This is a genomic window from Novosphingobium sp. TCA1 (assembly GCF_009811895.1).
GTDB classification, from domain to species: Bacteria; Pseudomonadota; Alphaproteobacteria; order Sphingomonadales; family Sphingomonadaceae; genus Novosphingobium; species Novosphingobium panipatense_A.
Window position 1 is genome coordinate 1 of record NZ_BLJH01000056.1, and the last position, 14,549, is coordinate 14,549.

At 57.4% G+C, this 14,549-nt stretch carries 23 protein-coding genes; 8 read left to right on the forward strand and 15 right to left on the reverse strand.

All coding sequences use genetic code 11. The annotated features are described in order from the left end of the window. Window positions 1-331: hypothetical protein (locus NTCA1_RS26750; protein ID WP_159832356.1), on the reverse strand; the 331-nt coding region annotated here is incomplete at its 3' end. 1,090 nt (window positions 332-1,421) lie between these two features. On the opposite strand from NTCA1_RS26750, the gene NTCA1_RS26755 reads away from it, so the two are divergent. The 3 genes from NTCA1_RS26755 to NTCA1_RS26765 all read left to right on the forward strand — a co-directional run bounded on the left by NTCA1_RS26755 (window position 1,422) and on the right by NTCA1_RS26765 (window position 2,869). Further along, window positions 1,422-2,330 (forward strand): hypothetical protein, encoded by a 909-nt coding sequence (locus tag NTCA1_RS26755; protein ID WP_159832357.1) that lies wholly within the window; start codon window positions 1,422-1,424, stop codon window positions 2,328-2,330. Beyond that, window positions 2,327-2,467: a ribbon-helix-helix protein, CopG family gene (locus tag NTCA1_RS26760; RefSeq protein WP_159832358.1), complete on the forward strand. Its 141-nt coding sequence runs from the start codon at window positions 2,327-2,329 to the stop codon at window positions 2,465-2,467. The genes NTCA1_RS26755 and NTCA1_RS26760 overlap by 4 nt, the downstream gene beginning before the upstream one ends. 120 nt (window positions 2,468-2,587) lie before the next feature. Next, window positions 2,588-2,869, forward strand: a complete 282-nt coding sequence (locus NTCA1_RS26765; protein WP_159832359.1) for a hypothetical protein — start codon at window positions 2,588-2,590, stop codon at window positions 2,867-2,869. Window position 2,870: 1 nt separating this feature from the next. Here the strand turns inward: NTCA1_RS26765 and NTCA1_RS28585 are convergent, their stop codons facing one another. Next, window positions 2,871-3,014: a hypothetical protein gene (locus tag NTCA1_RS28585; RefSeq protein WP_201282612.1), complete on the reverse strand. Its 144-nt coding sequence runs from the start codon at window positions 3,012-3,014 to the stop codon at window positions 2,871-2,873. 395 nt (window positions 3,015-3,409) lie between these two features. On the opposite strand from NTCA1_RS28585, the gene NTCA1_RS26770 reads away from it, so the two are divergent. The 3 genes from NTCA1_RS26770 to NTCA1_RS26780 all read left to right on the forward strand — a co-directional run bounded on the left by NTCA1_RS26770 (window position 3,410) and on the right by NTCA1_RS26780 (window position 4,307). Further along, entirely contained in the window at window positions 3,410-3,571 is a 162-nt protein-coding gene (locus NTCA1_RS26770; RefSeq protein WP_159832360.1) for a hypothetical protein, read from the forward strand. A 329-nt stretch (window positions 3,572-3,900) separates the two neighbouring features. Further along, window positions 3,901-4,143 carry a hypothetical protein gene (locus NTCA1_RS26775; protein ID WP_159832361.1) on the forward strand — a complete coding sequence of 81 codons (243 nt, stop codon included), beginning with the start codon at window positions 3,901-3,903 and terminating at the stop codon, window positions 4,141-4,143. Window positions 4,144-4,154: 11 nt separating this feature from the next. Further along, window positions 4,155-4,307 (forward strand): DUF1778 domain-containing protein, encoded by a 153-nt coding sequence (locus NTCA1_RS26780; protein ID WP_159832362.1) that lies wholly within the window; start codon window positions 4,155-4,157, stop codon window positions 4,305-4,307. Window positions 4,308-4,592: 285 nt separating this feature from the next. On the opposite strand, the gene NTCA1_RS26785 is transcribed toward NTCA1_RS26780, so the two are convergent. From NTCA1_RS26785 to NTCA1_RS26815, 7 genes are all read right to left on the reverse strand, one after another. Then, window positions 4,593-5,042 (reverse strand): hypothetical protein, encoded by a 450-nt coding sequence (locus NTCA1_RS26785; RefSeq protein ID WP_236549597.1) that lies wholly within the window; start codon window positions 5,040-5,042, stop codon window positions 4,593-4,595. Between the two features lie 278 nt (window positions 5,043-5,320). After that, window positions 5,321-5,539, reverse strand: coding sequence for a hypothetical protein (locus NTCA1_RS26790; RefSeq protein WP_159832363.1), 219 nt, complete (start codon window positions 5,537-5,539; stop codon window positions 5,321-5,323). A gap of 304 nt (window positions 5,540-5,843) precedes the next feature. Then, on the reverse strand, window positions 5,844-6,395 hold the full coding sequence (locus NTCA1_RS26795) for a replication protein A (protein WP_159832364.1): 552 nt from the start codon (window positions 6,393-6,395) through the stop codon (window positions 5,844-5,846). A 438-nt stretch (window positions 6,396-6,833) separates the two neighbouring features. Beyond that, window positions 6,834-7,052 (reverse strand): hypothetical protein, encoded by a 219-nt coding sequence (locus NTCA1_RS26800; protein WP_159832365.1) that lies wholly within the window; start codon window positions 7,050-7,052, stop codon window positions 6,834-6,836. Next, window positions 7,049-7,333: a hypothetical protein gene (locus NTCA1_RS26805; RefSeq protein WP_159832366.1), complete on the reverse strand. Its 285-nt coding sequence runs from the start codon at window positions 7,331-7,333 to the stop codon at window positions 7,049-7,051. The genes NTCA1_RS26800 and NTCA1_RS26805 overlap by 4 nt, the downstream gene beginning before the upstream one ends. Then, complete coding sequence (parA, locus tag NTCA1_RS26810; protein ID WP_159832367.1) at window positions 7,330-7,941, reverse strand: ParA family partition ATPase; 612 nt, start codon at window positions 7,939-7,941, stop codon at window positions 7,330-7,332. Before parA ends, NTCA1_RS26805 begins: the two co-directional genes overlap by 4 nt. Before the next feature lie 182 nt (window positions 7,942-8,123). Continuing rightward, window positions 8,124-8,735 carry a hypothetical protein gene (locus NTCA1_RS26815; protein ID WP_201282613.1) on the reverse strand — a complete coding sequence of 204 codons (612 nt, stop codon included), beginning with the start codon at window positions 8,733-8,735 and terminating at the stop codon, window positions 8,124-8,126. An 811-nt stretch (window positions 8,736-9,546) separates the two neighbouring features. Between NTCA1_RS26815 and NTCA1_RS26820 the strand changes: the two genes are divergently transcribed. Both NTCA1_RS26820 and NTCA1_RS26825 read left to right on the forward strand, forming a co-directional pair. Beyond that, a complete protein-coding gene (locus tag NTCA1_RS26820; protein WP_159832368.1) occupies window positions 9,547-9,702 on the forward strand; it encodes a hypothetical protein in 156 nt (51 codons plus the stop codon). After that, window positions 9,668-10,060, forward strand: a complete 393-nt coding sequence (locus tag NTCA1_RS26825; RefSeq protein ID WP_159832369.1) for a hypothetical protein — start codon at window positions 9,668-9,670, stop codon at window positions 10,058-10,060. Before NTCA1_RS26820 ends, NTCA1_RS26825 begins: the two co-directional genes overlap by 35 nt. A 4-nt stretch (window positions 10,061-10,064) precedes the next feature. Here NTCA1_RS26825 and NTCA1_RS26830 read toward each other — a convergent pair whose 3' ends face one another. The 6 genes from NTCA1_RS26830 to NTCA1_RS26855 are packed head-to-tail and all read right to left on the reverse strand — an operon-like array spanning window position 10,065 to window position 14,392. Continuing rightward, window positions 10,065-10,406 carry a hypothetical protein gene (locus NTCA1_RS26830; protein WP_159832370.1) on the reverse strand — a complete coding sequence of 114 codons (342 nt, stop codon included), beginning with the start codon at window positions 10,404-10,406 and terminating at the stop codon, window positions 10,065-10,067. After that, window positions 10,406-10,576, reverse strand: a complete 171-nt coding sequence (locus tag NTCA1_RS26835; RefSeq protein ID WP_159832371.1) for a hypothetical protein — start codon at window positions 10,574-10,576, stop codon at window positions 10,406-10,408. The genes NTCA1_RS26830 and NTCA1_RS26835 overlap by 1 nt, the downstream gene beginning before the upstream one ends. Window positions 10,577-10,600: 24 nt before the next feature. Then, the gene (locus NTCA1_RS26840; protein ID WP_159832372.1) at window positions 10,601-10,987 is read right to left on the reverse strand and encodes a M15 family metallopeptidase; all 387 of its coding nucleotides are present in this window, start codon (window positions 10,985-10,987) and stop codon (window positions 10,601-10,603) included. Between the two features lie 17 nt (window positions 10,988-11,004). Further along, a complete protein-coding gene (locus tag NTCA1_RS26845) occupies window positions 11,005-11,463 on the reverse strand; it encodes a hypothetical protein (RefSeq protein ID WP_159832373.1) in 459 nt (152 codons plus the stop codon). Next, on the reverse strand, window positions 11,463-11,792 hold the full coding sequence (locus NTCA1_RS26850) for a hypothetical protein (RefSeq protein ID WP_159832374.1): 330 nt from the start codon (window positions 11,790-11,792) through the stop codon (window positions 11,463-11,465). The genes NTCA1_RS26845 and NTCA1_RS26850 overlap by 1 nt, the downstream gene beginning before the upstream one ends. Further along, entirely contained in the window at window positions 11,789-14,392 is a 2,604-nt protein-coding gene (locus tag NTCA1_RS26855) for a pyocin knob domain-containing protein (RefSeq protein ID WP_159832375.1), read from the reverse strand. Before NTCA1_RS26855 ends, NTCA1_RS26850 begins: the two co-directional genes overlap by 4 nt. Between the last annotated feature and the right edge of the window lie 157 nt (window positions 14,393-14,549).

Genomic DNA, 14,549 nt, shown 5'->3' on the forward strand with positions numbered 1-14,549 from the left:
ACCGAAAGGTGGGGTCAATATTGGGCGCCGATAGGGGGTCAGTTTTGCGCGCCGGTTGACACTCAACGAGGTGAGGTCCTTGAAGAATTAGAGCAAATTCGTCGAACGGAAGGGAAATCGGATTGTCATATACCCGATTGAGCGCCTCGACGTAGGTCTCGCCCAAACCATTCATCTGCGCTTCGTCGAACGTGATAGTTCCGAAGTCGATGTGCGGGATTGCCCCGGAGAAATCGAAAAGATTGGCGGGGTGAAGTTGCTTATGACGATCGTGCATCAGCACTCGACCGCGCCGCGCTGCCTCAACGAAATCTGCGAAATGGTCGCTCACGCACACGTCTCCATACCGTCAAAGTGTCGGGGATGTTGGGGGAAATGGCCCTCCCAGCGTGTGCCAGGAGGGCTTTTCGTAGGACCGTGAGGTCCCTCAAGTCGAGTTGGCACACCGGAGAGGGTGCCTGACTAGATCGTTTTCTGTGTCGATCCCCTGCAATAGGTCTCACACATCCAGACTAAAGCGTCTCGATCATCTTTGTAGTGGTTGGCATCCCGAATGGGGGTGCCTAGATCGTAGGACCCTTAAGAGTCCCTCAATTCAACGCCGCAATGGTCGTAGGACCGTAAGATCCCTCAAATTCAACCACGAATTGGTCGTAGGAACTTTCGCTCCCTCATCGTCAAACACAAATTAAAACGAGTGCGACCCGTTTATAGTTCTGTGTCAAACGTCACTTCAAAAACTCTGGCGCGATCCCCGTATACACGGGGCAGGACTGTGAGGTGCGCCACATCTCGCAATCATGCTTGGCCGTAAGACCAAATTTAGGTGCATCCCCGCATGCGCGGGGTAGATAGTTCACGCTCGATCGTTTGAGCGTTTTCTGAGAGACATCCCCGCATACGCGGGGCAGGTAGTTTACGCTCGATCCTCTGAGCGCATTTTTTGATCGAGACCGCTGCAACAGTCTGTCTCGGTGCATCCCCACATTCGCGGGGCTATCCAGGTATCATCGGTGTTTGGGAAGGCCCGTGCGCCGTTGATGGAGCCCGTATAAGGCCGCTCATCCAAAAGGGCTAGGTCGGTGGACGCGCGAATCACGCCAAATCACGAGTTATCCACAAATAAACTCGTATGGCCCTGCCGATGATTTACCGAATATCCCAATCGAAAGAGGTATACAAGCCCTAAAATACAACCCTGAGTTATATCGCAAACGGCCTTAAAAGGCGGTTTTCTGAGGATCGTTGGCTTGATGCAGAGTGATGCATTTTAATTTCGACGGATTCGGAGTTCTCCGATATACCGATCTTAAGGGCACGATGACCCGACAGAACACCGCCGAGAAACTACCTTATGATGCGCGCTATCTCGGCCGCGCCAGGTTTTGAACCTTGAACCTTACATCCCACAGGGTCGCTCGATGAGCACCCAGCACGAATACCGCACGACCGCTCAAGACATTCTGGATGCCGCAGGTGTCGAATACGTCTTTGGGCACGGTGGCAAACACCCTTTTGTGCGCATTGAGCACGAAGGCCAAATGGCTAAAATATCCTACCCGAGTTCGTCATCAGACCACCGAGGTCTCATGAACTTCCGCACCGAGCTTCGCAAAAAGCTGGCTTCCATGAACGTCGTTCCCGTCACCCCCGTGACCGAGACGGTGAGCGTCGAGGAAATCGAACTCCCCAAGGCCCCGCCCGCTTCGACATTCCCTCGAATGCCTGGCGAGAAAGCCGCAGATTATCAAAAGCGCCGCTATCGGGACGATCCCGCATTCCGTGAGTGGTCCTGCGCTTACAGCAAAGCGTACAACTCCATGAAGCGCACAAAGGCAAACACACTGCCGGAGATCGCCGATACCGGAGCCTTGATGAAGGCCGAGCCCACCCGTCGGAAGTCAAATTTCCCTATGCTTCCTGGTGAAAGCACGTCTGATTACCGGCGTAGGCGCGCGAAAGTCGATCCTGAGTATGCAGAGAGGCAGCGCGAGTACACCCGTCGATCGCAGGCTAAGGCAAAGGGATTGGACGTTCCGCCCCTTACCGCCAGTACGACACCGATCGCGGAAGAAAGCGTCGCTCCCATCCCGGAAACCAAAATCGTGGAAGTTCCCATCAAAACTCCCGAAGACAATTTTCTCGCCGATGCCCGCAAGCGCTTCACCGCGCGCCTGGACATGATCGAGAAGTGCAAGATCGCTTCGGCCGCCCTCGCGGAAGTCTGGACCCTCATGTCGGCCGAAACGGCACCGGATAAGGTTGCGATCGGCCTGCTGGAAACGCTGTCCGGGCTGCTCGACGATCGTGCAGAGAAGCTGGCGGCATGAAAGCGGCGCTCACCGTTCGCGTGTCATCCGAGGTGAAAGCGCTGATCGAGAACCTGGCTAAAGCCGAGGGCCGATCGACCGGCCAATATGTCGAGAGGCTGCTGACCAAGCACTCACGCGAGGCGGCCCTGCCCTGAAGGCGAAAGACCCTCTCCTGATACGCTCGACGGAGAGGGTCTACCCGAGGGCATGGATCAACACGCAGGCGAACTATTTAGAAGCGAAAACGCGTTCCTAGCAGATGGCCGCGCCGATAGATGATGATCTTGATAAATATCGTCGGATCAACACCTAAAGGCTATACTATAATTAAAATGGATATCCCTTCAAATTTCGTTGCCGTCGTTGAATTGAGAGTCGGCAAGGACCATAAACTTGTACCTATAATCACACTAGACGGCGTTCGGGGCGAATGGTGCGCCGACAACGACATTGGTGAATACGCCATCACCCTGCCCTCTGGCGCCGACCACTATCGCATCGATTTTGCCGATGATGGTGACGCCGAACGCTTCGCCGCGCGCTGGCTTGCGGTATGACCTACAGGTCCAACTCGCGCCGCTCGATCTCGGCGATCACCGCCGCTTCCAGTTCGGTCAGGTTCTCACCATCCTCTACCGCGTCCCAGACTTCGACAAGCTGGCGGTCGCTCATCGCCCGGGCTTTCTCCGCATTGTCGTCCATAATCCATACTCCCGATGGATGGGTGCTGTGGAAACGATTGCGGGGCCGGTTTGGTGCCGGACGGGGCGCGGCCCAATGATCGAAGTTCCGCTCTCTCGCGGTTTCCGCTTGGTTGACCCTTGGCTACCTGCAAAGCATCACCTCGTTGGCGGATGGATCGTGGTCGATGACACTCGATCATGCGCCATCAGCGAGGAAGTCCTGACCTGGCTACGGACGAACGCTACGGGCGAGTATCGTCGATCGGAGTGGATCACATTTCGCAGGTGGCTTGGAGGCACGACCGCCCCCTTCCCCGACGATCTCCCGCCGCCGGAGCACCCCACCGTCCCGGCGATCGGTTTCGAAAATGCGGACGACGCGGCTCTTTTCCGCTTAGTATGGGGCGAGTGATGATGAAGAAAAGCACCCGATCGCTACTAGAGCGAGCCGCCGAATTTGGGAAAGGCAATCCCGGCCATGGTTATTCGGTGGCTCGGTTGATCCGCAAAGCACTCGAAAATGAAGATTGGGCAGAAGGGCCGATCTTTATTGGCGATCTCTCCAATCTGCGCTAATCCGTAGGCGAGCGCGGTTCTTTTTATCACTGGCGACCCCCAATTTGGAATCGGGCCGCGCTCACCGTTCCCCTGCATTTCGAATTTCCGCTGGCTTTGCCGGGGAATGACCTCCTTAGAGGTAAGCCTCCGCAGAGGTAAACCTCTTTGGAGATTTATCTCCCTAGAGGCATTTTCTGTTTGACACTGTTTAACAGTGTTACTACATGCGACGCATCGGGAGCGGAAAGCCGCAGCCGAGCGTTTTTAAAATCTGTGTTTAGATCACCTGTTCAAATCATCTTTTCGTCCGTCCGTATCTGCACGTATCGAAAGAGAGAGATTGAGCGATGATTTCCAAATCTGCATTCCAGTTAGTTCCGTGCCAGGTTCGCGCGGACCCCACCGTTCATTTGACCCCCGACGCGCCGGTCGCGACCATTCTCGAATGGCTGTCGGTCATCTGTCCCGAGGAAGAAATCGACTATGTGGTCGACCATCTCCCCCATCAGACCCTCATCATTTTCGACCGCCCCTACTGGGCCGCGATCACCTACGCATCGTGGCCTGATTGGGTCGAGAAACTGCAATAAGAAAGGCCCCTATGGCACCCTCCCCCACGGTCGGATTCCGGCTTTCGCCCGAGCTTAAGGACGCTCTGGAACGCGCGGCCGCCGAGGATGATCGGACAGTCAGCCAGTACGTCGTCCTCACGCTTACCAGACACCTTCAAGAGAAAGGCTATCTGGCGAAATGATCGAAGCCCCATCGTCCTCGGCGACGATGGGGCTCTTTCGTATTTGAGATGCGCGGGCTCACCCTTCTCTATCCCGCATCGCGCGTGGACCCGGCTATCAGCCAGGCGGTGGGAAGTGTCTGTCGCAGCCCGCTTGCACTTCCGGCGATCTATTTATCGAGAACTTGGACCCTTTCGGGAATTCGTCCTTATGGTTCGCCCACATCGCGGCCTCCCACAGGAAAGCCCGCTCGACCTCGTCCTCGATCGTCTCAAGCGCTTCACGCTCTTGTCGTGAGAGGATGCTCACGGCGCGATCGTCCATTGATCAGCCATGGCGCGCGCTATTTCTGGATACGTGACAGACCGCGCTGCCCAACGATCGGCGGATGGTGGGAGCCGGTTCTGGCCGCTGTCGGTCTGATTGCTCCACCTTTCCTTGCCATTGACGATACGACCGGAGACGCGGGCGCCTTGGGGGGGGGTGAGTTTCGGAAGGCCCTTCAGCCATAGACCGGTGCGCTTGCTGGCATCGTCCCCGAAATCGTAGGGCTGGACGTACTGGTCGGCTTTCCGGATGCGGGTTGAGATACAGCCGACCGGATTCTCGATCGCAATGCGCGGAATCGGCGCGTCCATAAGCGCACGGACAAAATCGAGGGCCTCTTCCGTCAGTGCCGCCCTGCCCTCGACGCGACCATTCCAATGCAAGCCCGATGAGCACAGGTAAGTGCATGGCGGGTGGGCGATCATCATGTCCCACCCTCGGTCGAGGATGGTCAGAACGTCTGCTTGGAGGTGCTGGCCGGGGACGGTGGAAGGGAGAAGGTCGCACGACCATGCGTCCCATCCTTGTGCGGAGAATGCGTCTCTTACGGTGCCGGAGAATTCGCAGGCGACCAGAAGGCGTGGCTTACATGACCACTATTTATTGTGCCTGGGCGGTCGAAGACCTGGCGGCGCGGAAACCCTCCATGGAGGTAAAACTCTTTGGAGCAATACCTCCATGGAGGTTAACCTCTATGTCTGTGCGCTCACTGACCGCGCCCGGCGGCATCGACCATGCATGTCGGTCCACCCATCGCTTTAGCGCGGACGAGCAATGCCGCGCCGCCGGACACGATCGAGCCGGTATCAGCGAGAACTTTCGAATAGAACTGATCGCTGACAGTAGTTTTCTTTTTAGCCATGTGGCGCTCCATGCGGGTTTCGAACCCGGTGCGTGAAGGTGCCGACTTGTGGATCGTCACCACGCTTACGATCTCTGTAAACGCCCTCGAAGGATACACCTCGGTTTAGAGGAAAGAGACAGGATCAGAAGACCCAGACCATCCCTGGATGGCAAATTTCCACACGTCGACCTCATGGATATGGCCGTTCGCAGAACTACATGGAGGCTAACCTCTAAAGCGGCAAACCTCTCAGGAGGCAACGGCCACGGTTAGGACCGCCTTTGCCCATCATCGGGCAAAAAGGCGCGTCCGTCCCTAGAGATTCGGGTGGTTTGGCAGCGATGAAAGAGAGAAGGGGAGAGCGAAGCGACTATCAGATAAACTTCTAACAGGATTCTGTTCGCGGAGCAGACTCACGCTGATCTCGCGCATCGATCCCGGCGCCGAGCCTTGCCAGGATGGCACCGAGGCTATTGTCCTCGATCGTCGCTTCCACAAACTCGGAAAGGGGGAGGGCGGCGATCATCGCGTCGCGCTCTGCGACGAATTGCTCTCGGGCATGAAGGATGTCGTCGGAGATCGGGGCAGGGTGCCACGCTCGGCCGAGAAGGCTTTCGGCCGCAGCCGGGAGCATCACCCGATAGGCGTTGCTTGTCTGGTGGACTTGCGGACCACGCCCCTCGGCGCCGGTCTCGACGTAGCGCCTGGTCCAAGTGATGAAGCGAGCATCGCGAAGATTGCGCAAGGCGCGGACCACGGCATCCCGCGAACGCTTCAGGCGCTGACAAAGATGTTTGATCGAAGGATCGAGGCGCCCGGTTTTGTAGTCGATGATCTGGAGCAGGGCGCGAAAGACCTCCAATCCTACAGGACCGAGTGCGCCGACACGCTGGCCAGGCTGGCGAGTTTCGCGCTCATAGCGTTCGGCCGCCTGCAAGTACCGCCCGGTGAACTTCGGATTGAAGGGCGAGCGTTGCTCGCGACCTGCTCTCACGCTGTCCTTCCGAACGCGCGCGCGCGATCCCCGGCTCGACTTGCGAGCAAGGATTTGTCCGACACTGAGCACTCTAATTCCACCCCATCCAGCGCACGAAACCGCCCGCGAAAACCGAGGTTTTCACTTGACGATCGCGCTCATTTCCTGGATAAGGGCCACTGAAGATGGTGCTCTTATCCAGAGTTCCCAAGCCCCTCGGACTGCAATCCGGGGGGCTTTTCGTTTGTCCGATCAGAAGATCGTTGACGACTCTTTAGCTCGAAAACCTTCAAATCGCCTAATTCTTTTTGACAGGCACATCACACACGCATGAAAAACGGCGGTTTTCCGCCGTTTTTGTGTACAGATAATGCGTCTTAGGCGCTTATGCGCATTGGCTCACAAGCCTTTCGCGTCCACTTCTGCCTGCATGAATCGGATGATCGCGGTGGTGACTGTCTCGCCATTGAGCGCACAAAGCGCCTTGAAACGGCCATGTAGTGCGGTTGGAACCCGCACGTTTAGACGGGTCTCGGTCTCAGCCTGCGCCTTATCCAAACCCGGTCCGGCAGCGACGAATAGATCGGCCGTATCCTCATCTTGCTTTCGCTTGCTCATGCTCCGCGAGCCTTCCGCATTTCCTCGACCCGTTTCTCGATAAGTGCGACAATGTCATCGGTCATCGAAGTGTCCGCGAGCGTACATTCGACGCTGTATGCCTGACGAAGGGTCTTCGAAATCCATGCCTGAATTCGCACGGGTTTTTCTTCGACTGCAGCGGGTTCTGGGGTGGGAGAGGGCGCCGGAGAGGGCGGTCGGGTATCTTTGCCAGGGCCGGAATTGACGAAATCATCACCCGCCGATGCGGGCGTGGGTGCGATCGTGATACGCTTGCTCACGACATAATCTCCGAAACGAGTTTTTCAATTTCACGGGCGGCGGGGCTGCTCAAGCCCGCATCGAAAACAGTCTGGCCCATGGACGCAGTCTCTGCATAGACGACGCGTTGCTGGACTTCGGTCGAGAGAAGGTCGATGCCGCTCACGCTCGCGCGGATGTCTCGACCAATGGCCGTGCCTCGGATTTTGCGCGAAACCACCATTCCGGCGCGCAACGCGGGGAAATAGTCCTTGGCCGCGTCGATCTGCTTGATCGTCAAGTCCGCTGCCCACACCGAAAGCCCCGAAGGCTCGACTGGCACCAAGACATAATCGGCGGCAGCAATGCATGATCGGCTAATGCTTTCTGCATGTGGCGGTCCGTCGACGATGATGTGATCGTAATCCGCCGAAAACGCCTTGATTTCTTTATGCACGGTGTCGCGGGCGATACCGATCACGCTGAAATTTTGGGTCGTGCGGACTGCTGCCCAGGCCGAGGCCGAAGCTTGTTTGTCCGCATCGATCAGGAGGACCCGGGCACCCTTGCGGGACAAGCAATCCGCCATATTGATGGAGAGCGTGGTCTTCCCGACCCCACCCTTTTGCGCGCACAAACTAATAATCAAAGTATGCCTCCAAAGAGACCTGCCTCCCTAGAGGCAATGCTCCCACACTCTATAGAGAGATTTCTCTACGGAGACAAGTCTCTACAGAGATTAAACTCCCAAGAGGCAAAGAGGCAAGCCTCTCAAGAGGTGAATAGAAAAGTCGCTAATGCTGCCGGAAGGGATTTGGCTCCGGCCGATCCCTACTTTGCCTTAGCGACCGGCCGGATACGCCGTCGAACGGGCTGCCCAGATGCCGGGGCCTTAGGTGGAGGGGGCACCTCATCCTCGACGATGAGATTGCCCTGATCATCAATGTCGTCGAGATCAGAGGCACCGATCTCATTGGCTCGGATTTCGAGCGCGCGGTACTGGTCCTCGGGGACTTTGCCCTTGAGGTAAAACTTTCTGATCACGTGGTAGGGGTTAAAAAACACAGCATACGAGAGCGGGCCAGTAGGGCCTGACTTCACGTCGATAAAACCGAGATTGGCCAAGCGCGTGACACGATCTTTCCACGTCCGCAGCGCACGCTGACCAGTGAAACCGGCGAAGAACGCCATTTCATCCTGCCGGTTCAGCGTGAGGAAAAGTTCGTCGTACAGTCGGCACCACAGTTCGAGGTACGTCTGCGAGACGGGAAAGCCTTTGTCGGAGAGACCGTCCATGATGTTCATGATCAACGGCATCGCGCGCGGCATCGTGACGAAGCCATCGCGCTCTCGGCGATCCCAGAGCATTTCCGTGGTGATTTCGGGCCAGATTTTCTTCCGGGCCTCAAGCTGACGGGCCAGGATAGAGCGAGTTTTCGCCATTCTTATGTCCTTCAAGGCGGGGCCGGATTGGACTCCGGCCCCTGATTGCTTCGAAAGCTGGATATGGACACCAGCGTCGTGTATATGGTCGGGGCCGGTGGTGGACTATCCGGCTCCTTCGCTCGTCCTCGCGCCCTTCACCGCAAAAAAGAGGCGCTTTAGTGATCGAGCCTGGTGTTTGGTCTCCAGACTTCACTCGGTCTCACGATGCGCACTGTGTCGCACAGGGCGCTCAGAAACTCAAGCGCATTCGTGTGCTTATTCCAACCGATGTTAGCCACGGGAGTGGCAACCTGATAGCCTGACTTTTAGAATTAATGCAAACTCAACATCTGAGTTGGCTTACCTGAGTTTTTAACTAACCTTCAAACCGGCTTTATATCTGGCTTTTTTTGGCTTGTTACGGTGTTGCGGTGGAGCGGTGATCCGGGTGGCGCGGTGGCTCGGTGGCGGGCGGGGAATTCCAAAAGGGGGCGGTCCACCGCCTAGTCACCGTCGATGTTATGCCGAAAGCCGTGTCGTCCTCGGAGATCAATGCCGGGAGACAGGTGAGGGCAGGGGGCTCGCGTGGACAAGCTGGGTAGGTGGGTTAATCTTTGCACGAGGAAATGTGAACGTACCGACAGAATTATGTAAGTAAATCAATGCCGGATTGACGATGTGACTCGGATCGACCCGGATTCTCCGGAGAGCCCCCTTGACGTTTCCCCACCCTGTGGGTCTTACTGTCCGTAGGACATCGGGAAAGTCTTATCCATCACACAACGAGCGCTCTGATTTTTTTAGGGAGCATTGCGTGTTGAGGTGGAAGATGGACGAGTACACGGCCAGCGTATTCAACAAACTGACGGAGAAGGGGGCAGGCTGGACGATTCTGGCCATGCTCATTCGCGTCCTGCCTGCGATTATCGCTGCGACCGTGGGCGCGACGGGTGCTGCCTCAATTCTCGAATTCGTCTCGCGGTGATGCCTACGGCGCGGAAAAGCGCGATGTTTATTTGGTAACGCGCCAGACCAAGTGCTCCTCATTGACCCGCGCCACGCTCGCGGCAACCAATCGCAACCGTGCCAGCATGGCTATTTTCTCCGGTTCTTCCCCGCATGATGATCGCGGCAACCGTCGAGATGTAAGGTTCGATTTGTGCGGCGAAGGATGGAAGACGATGAACGAAAATGATGCAGCATCGATCAAGGTGATCACTGACGCTGGCGGTCACAAAGCCGGGCTAGAGGCGTTGCGCTGGATGATTTTGCGTTCGATTGCGATCGCGATCCTTAGCCCCGCCGTGCTTTGTATCGGCGCGAAAATCTGCGGGCTGCTGTGACGTGTCAGGTCGCCGCGAACATCAGCGGGACGAATTTGACCGCGAGCGTGGCTATCGAGGCGATTGCGCCAGAGACGAGCCCCACGACCCACCGTCCGCCAGCGAGGAAGCCTTTCTCGGCCGCTCGCTCGGTCTCGATCGTCGCGAGCCTCTTTTTCACCGCGTCGTAATCGGCAAGCGCTGCTTTCCGCTGGATCGCTTCCTGTTCAAGCTCTGTCAGCCGTTTGTCGTGACCATCCGCGCGCCGTTCCATAGCGTCGAGTTTTGCGTGTATTTGCGCGAAGCCATCGCCGACTTTTTGGTCGAGGCGGACCAGCAAGTCGCGCATGGCCAGTGTGTCGTCCATTAGATCGACACCACGGCAGCGACCACCTGATCGATCGTATCGGCCGGAATGTTCACGCCAGCGATGACGAGACCGCCGCCGATCAGGACGCGGATGATGACCTTGCGGAGGACCGCATTAGCAACGAGTTTGAGGCCGAAATCAGCGACCGAAGAGAGGACTTTGAGCATGACGGTATTTAGCCAGCGAGCCGATCAGGCCGGATAGGAGGCCCACGGCAATTGCCAGTGCGGACCGTCCGGGAATTTAGGCCAGTCGCCGCCCCAATCGAGTTCGACACCTTCGTCCTTGGCCGCCTGCTTGATGGCCTTCTCCAGCACATAGTAGTGCGCCCAATCCCACGACACCTTGCCGTCGACGATCGGCGCCAGGTCGACCGCGTGGCCAGTCAAATGCCTCGACCGAAGCGTGGTCGTCGCGCCCGTCCGCTTTAGCTCGCGCTGCCGCTCGATCGTCCGGAGCCCCTCCAAAACCGTGAAGTCGATAGAGCTAATTTTGATCGCCCGTTTGACGACGCGGACAAGGTCAGGATGGACGCCTTGGAGGCGGGAGAGCGAGCGAGCGGAAAGTTTGTAAGCCATGCCGATATTTAGCTTGCTTACTCGATCCCGCCTGATCCCGAGGCGAGCGCGATCTGGTTGATCGACCATGTGTACGCCTTGCCATCGACCGTCCCGGTCAAATTGGTCTGGCTCTGGATCGTCGTTTGCTGTGTGCCGTTTCGGCGGACATTGGTCGTGATCATGATGCTAGCAGAGGTGCCGCCATTCGCGACGCTGACGTTGGCCAGCGTCCCGCCGTAGGTCCAGGTGACCTGTCGGTTCGAGGTGATCGTCATCGCCGCCTGGCCGTATTCCTGCATGCTATATGACCCGGGCGGATACGTGAACGTCAGGTTCGCCTTTCCGCGAAGATCGCCAAGAGAGATCGCGCCTGAACCCTTGCCCGCGAGCGTTCGGACGGCGCTGTCGTTGAGCGAGATCGCCTGTGTCGCCGATCGACCAAGCTCGGTGTTGACCTGGCTCATCGAAATGGCGCCGGAACCGGGAAGGGCCATTAGGCGGTCTCCGGATCGCTTTCAGGGGTGGTCTCGGCTACTTCCGTCTCGGTTGGCTCTGGCGGGGCTTCATACAACGGTGCCTCGACAGGTGGGGCGTTTTTGATACCGCCGCTTTCGATCTGGCCTTCAATCGACGTGGTGAGACGCTCGATGGCGAGTTGCTGATAGCTCTCATCGAATACGAGGCCCATCTGCTCGAAGACGTATTTCGTGCTGGGGACGACATTTATAAGGACGTAATCGTCTTCGACGGTTACGCCATTGTGCTCAAAGCGAATGCGAGCGGTGCCCGCATCGATGTCGTGAGAAATAATAGTTCTGATCATTTTCCTTTCATGCTCATGATGACGGCTTCCAGGGCGGCGAGGCGCGCTTTCAGTTCGTCAATTTCGTTTTGCTGGTTTTGGTTGTCGACCGAGAGGATCGCGACCATATCGGCGTAGTTGACCGATTTGGTCGCTACGAGATCGTCGGCCGTGATGACGACTTCCGGTACGTAAGGTTCAAGCGTCTGCGCACCAAAGCCAACACGGGTGATACCTTCGCGTTCATAGAGCATCGCGGCCTTGGCCATACCGGCGCGGCGCTCTGCGACATTGTCGATCGGCCGTTTGTTATCTTTCAGGCGTTCGTCTGAATATGCGGTGACGTTGCCTGGGAAAACGGCATTGTTTGCGCTGTCCCACGAAAGCAGCCAGCCACCGTTTTCGGCGCTGTAAAATCCTCGTGTCGTGTTTGTACCCGATCCGTTGGCCATCATCGTGAGCCAATTATTGATCGAATAGCCTTGCCAACCGCCAGCACCGGAGCCGTGCGTGGTGATGTTACCATATGAGGAATTCACATCCGCGACCGCGATACCGCGCGCTCGGCCGTCCCAGTAAATGCCGGTGTCACCGGTCGGTCGGAACCATCCGGTCGCATAGTGTTCCTGGGCCCAAACGTTCTGGTAGGAACCGCCTGTCGAGCCCTGACGAATGAAACGGAAGCTACCATCGCTGTACATCTTCATCGCAGCAGCGGCGACGCTGCTATGGTGGAAGGTGATACCTGGCGCGCGAGACGTGCTGGAATCGGCGTTTCCAACCAAGCCAATTTCACGAATTTCGAGCGGCGGAGACCAAATATCGTTCGAGTTGTCGCTGCCTGCGAGAACAAGCTGACGGCTCCATCCACCATTACCGGCAGCATCGTTGGTTCGGCGGATGTAACCAGCTTGGTTACCACCAGCGATGCCAGCGAGGTTCGCCGCGTTGTTGACGCTGAAATTGCTGGGGTTGTAGACGTACATGTTCGTACCGTCGGAGCCGCCCCAGAGCCAATTTGGCTGTCCGCCCTGCCCCGACCAATAGAAGCGCATGGCGACGTCTTGATCGTAGCGACGTGGATATGCACTGTCATTCTTGGTGATGTAACCGGGACCATTGGCGAGTTGGTTGAGATTCGTAAGTGTGGCCGCAGTGAATACCTGCGATCCAGCGGCGAACATGTTGCCCTTGGACGAGACTGATCCGCCGAAATTGGCATCGTTGTTCTCAAGGTTGATCGTAAGCGGCCAGGCGCCGTTGTACTGCTCCCAGGTCGTCGAATTGACACCCGAACCACGCAGAATATGGAATGTGTTCGTGTTGACGTGGATCATCGCCGATCGATGATCCTTGTCGAGGAAGTATGCGGTCGGCGACGAATTCGTCAGGTAAAGATGCGAGTTGTTGCCATAGATCGAACCACCACAAGACAGATTTCCTCCCGCCCAAAGGTGGCCCGTGAGATTAAGCGTCGAATTCGCGATATCGACTTCGAGACGGTAATCGAAGTCCTCCGTCGTCGTATTTTTGAAGTCAATGTAAGGGCGCCCGGCGGATTTGGTGATTTCAATACCCCCGTCAGTCGTGACATCGATCTGATTTCCATTGCCGCTAGCGACAGATACCGCATCGGTCGCTGTGGTGCGGCCGATCAATGCCGACCCGTCCGTGAACAACTGCAAGCGCGATGCCCCGGCCGTTTCATCTGAGATCGTAAATGTGCCGTCATCGCGGGCAAGCAAGCGCCAGTCACGCTTGGCGGTGACGTTGTAGGCACGGTAACCACCCGCAAGGCCGCCACCCTGGACGGTGAGGAGACCGTTCCAATAATTCTGCGCAAGGTTTCCGGTGTGGAGGACGGTCTGACCGTTGACGGAAAATCCTCCGGTTACCGCATCCCAAGCGATCATGCGGCCGGTCGATACGTTGTCGTAGATACGCAGGTGATTGCCCTGAGTATCGATCACCATGTCGCCGTTCAGCCCCTGGTTGGGAGCCTTCTTCAGGATGATCTGTCCGCCTTCTAAGTCCGAATTTTCCGCCCGAACGGTTAGGCTGGATGGCGTTGAGATCGGGACATTGAACCAGGCTTGCGAGGCGGTGATACCGAGACGCGCGGTGCCCGATACGACGAAGTTCATGGAGTCGGTTCCACGGTCGTACTGCAAGCTGTCGTTGGCGTCGAAATTCAGGACCGGAGTTGTCCCGCTCATGTCGAGATAGAAATTCGAAGCGCGCTGGATCGCGCCGGTGAAAGTGGCGCCGGTCAGGTTGGCCTTAGTGGCGGGGTCGAAGTTCGCCGCGTTCCACAGTTTGGTCCACGGCGTCTTCGTCTCACCATCAATCGTGCGCGCAAACATGTCGCCGATGCTGCCGTGCGAAATCAAAAGCTGGGAGGCGTAATGGTTCGCGGTGTTATGGTGCCGCTGGTTCAGGAGGTGCCAGTAGCGGGCATCGGTGATCGGTGCGTTTTTAAGGCTGGTGCCGTTATAGAATCCAGACGGTCGCGCGGTGTTGAGATCAGCCTCATCGATCGCGGTGGTGCGGTTCGCGTTATCGCCCTGCACAAGTCGGTCAGTGTCGAGATTGCCTGAGTGGTAAACGGGCGCGCCGCTCACGGTCAGAGGTCCCGTGAAATTGGCGCCATTCAGGCGAGCGAAGCCACTAGTGTCGATCGATCCCGCGCTATCAGCGGCCTGGCGCGCAGCCTCTTCGGGGGCGTTTGCGGGAGGGGGCGGAATCCTACGCCAAGCTCGCCCAGATAGCCGGCGCGAG

Bases quoted from the DNA above. Each gene is read 5' to 3' on its own strand.
- NTCA1_RS26815 (WP_201282613.1), bottom strand. From the start codon at position 8,735: ATGGCGAAAACTCGCTCTATCCTGGCCCGTCAGCTTGAGGCCCGGAAG.
- NTCA1_RS26820 (WP_159832368.1), top strand. From the start codon at position 9,547: ATGGACGAGTACACGGCCAGCGTATTCAACAAACTGACGGAGAAGGGG.
- NTCA1_RS26760 (WP_159832358.1), top strand. From the start codon at position 2,327: ATGAAAGCGGCGCTCACCGTTCGCGTGTCATCCGAGGTGAAAGCGCTG.
- NTCA1_RS26830 (WP_159832370.1), bottom strand. From the start codon at position 10,406: ATGGACGACACACTGGCCATGCGCGACTTGCTGGTCCGCCTCGACCAA.
- NTCA1_RS28585 (WP_201282612.1), bottom strand. From the start codon at position 3,014: ATGGACGACAATGCGGAGAAAGCCCGGGCGATGAGCGACCGCCAGCTT.
- NTCA1_RS26765 (WP_159832359.1), top strand. From the start codon at position 2,588: ATGATGATCTTGATAAATATCGTCGGATCAACACCTAAAGGCTATACT.
- NTCA1_RS26755 (WP_159832357.1), top strand. From the start codon at position 1,422: ATGAGCACCCAGCACGAATACCGCACGACCGCTCAAGACATTCTGGAT.
- NTCA1_RS26800 (WP_159832365.1), bottom strand. From the start codon at position 7,052: ATGAGCAAGCGAAAGCAAGATGAGGATACGGCCGATCTATTCGTCGCT.
- NTCA1_RS26785 (WP_236549597.1), bottom strand. From the start codon at position 5,042: ATGATGATCGCCCACCCGCCATGCACTTACCTGTGCTCATCGGGCTTG.
- NTCA1_RS26835 (WP_159832371.1), bottom strand. From the start codon at position 10,576: ATGCTCAAAGTCCTCTCTTCGGTCGCTGATTTCGGCCTCAAACTCGTT.
- NTCA1_RS26850 (WP_159832374.1), bottom strand. From the start codon at position 11,792: ATGATCAGAACTATTATTTCTCACGACATCGATGCGGGCACCGCTCGC.
- NTCA1_RS26770 (WP_159832360.1), top strand. From the start codon at position 3,410: ATGAAGAAAAGCACCCGATCGCTACTAGAGCGAGCCGCCGAATTTGGG.
- NTCA1_RS26840 (WP_159832372.1), bottom strand. From the start codon at position 10,987: ATGGCTTACAAACTTTCCGCTCGCTCGCTCTCCCGCCTCCAAGGCGTC.
- NTCA1_RS26845 (WP_159832373.1), bottom strand. From the start codon at position 11,463: ATGGCCCTTCCCGGTTCCGGCGCCATTTCGATGAGCCAGGTCAACACC.
- NTCA1_RS26775 (WP_159832361.1), top strand. From the start codon at position 3,901: ATGATTTCCAAATCTGCATTCCAGTTAGTTCCGTGCCAGGTTCGCGCG.
- NTCA1_RS26780 (WP_159832362.1), top strand. From the start codon at position 4,155: ATGGCACCCTCCCCCACGGTCGGATTCCGGCTTTCGCCCGAGCTTAAG.